At 52.4% G+C, this 1,201-nt stretch carries 2 protein-coding genes and 1 tRNA gene; all 3 read left to right on the top strand.

Annotated elements, in window-relative coordinates; translation table 11 throughout:
- On the top strand, positions 1-215 hold a 215-nt coding region (locus tag OZD67_RS06105), incomplete at its 5' end, for an NADH dehydrogenase ubiquinone Fe-S protein 4 (RefSeq protein ID WP_274999762.1).
- Positions 216-254: 39 nt separating this feature from the next.
- Positions 255-331 (top strand) — tRNA-Arg (locus OZD67_RS06100).
- A 115-nt stretch (positions 332-446) separates the two neighbouring features.
- Positions 447-1,201 (top strand): FAD-dependent oxidoreductase (locus OZD67_RS06095; protein WP_274999761.1); only part of this gene is annotated, 755 nt, incomplete at its 3' end.

Here is a 1,201-nt window from a genome sequence, read left to right as displayed (position 1 = left end):
CGCCACGGCATCAGGATCCCCTGATGGGCTGGACTGGAAGTCAGGACACACAGTCCCAGTTGCGCCTGTATTTTGCCTCCTGCGAAGAAGCCGAGGCTTACGCGCAGCGTGAGCAGATCAGCTACGAGCTTGAGATACCGGCACAACGTATCCGCAAGCCTAAAGTCTATGCTGATAATTTCCGGTCTGACCGGATTCAGAACTGGACCCATTGATTTTCCGGATAGTTCCGACTATCGGAGGGTGCAGTGTACGCGCCCTTAGCTCAGTTGGATAGAGCAACAGCCTTCTAAGCTGTGGGTCGCTGGTTCGAATCCAGCAGGGCGCGCCATAATCTCTCTCAAAGCTGTTGCTCTTTGTCGGCTTTGGCTTGCCCAACGCAAAGCCTGAGGGTAAGCGTGCTTGGATAAAGACACTGTTTTGGCCAAGGCTGTGAGCAGTCATGTGTGCCGAAAGCATGTCTGCATCTGTCAGGGGTTGAGATTTTGAAATCATTCTGCGTCGTAGGTGCCGGGTTCAGTGGTGCGATTATTGCCCGACATCTGGCTGAGCGTGGTCACAAGGTGACGGTTGTTGATGAGCGTCCTCATCTGGGCGGAAACTGTCATACCGAGCGGGACGCGGAAACGGGCGTGATGGTCCATAAATATGGACCGCATATTTTTCATACTGCCGATAAGAGGGCGTGGGATTACGTTCAGCGCTTTGGAAAATTTCAGCCTTACGTCAATCGTGTGAAAGCGATCTCCAAGGATCGTGTCTACACGTTGCCGGTCAACCTTCTGACGATCAATCAGTTCTTTGGCACAACCATGGGGCCGAAAGAGGCCCGGGCTTTTATCGAAAGCAAAGCCGATCGTTCCATTCAGGCGCCACGTTCTTTTGAAGAGCAGGCGCTGAGCATGATTGGCCCGGAACTCTACCGTGCCTTTTTCTATGGCTATACGCGCAAACAGTGGGGGCTTGAGCCTACGGAACTGCCTGCGTCCATCCTGAAGCGCCTACCTCTTCGCTTTAATTACGACGATAATTATTTCAATCATCCGTATCAGGGCATGCCGGAAGACGGCTATACCAGTATTGTCCAGAATATCCTGGCTGTGGATGGAATTGATATCCGGCTTGGCTGCTCTTTCGAGAGTCTGGACGGGCAATATGATCACGTCTTCTATACGGGGCCGATTGATCGTTATTTCCAGTT

This window comes from Wolbachia endosymbiont of Drosophila nikananu (assembly GCF_028981865.1).
Classification (GTDB): domain Bacteria; phylum Pseudomonadota; class Alphaproteobacteria; order Rickettsiales; family Anaplasmataceae; genus Wolbachia; species Wolbachia pipientis_B.
The sequence above is the reverse complement of the archived record's forward strand: the minus strand, read 5'-3'. Positions and strand labels throughout refer to the sequence as shown.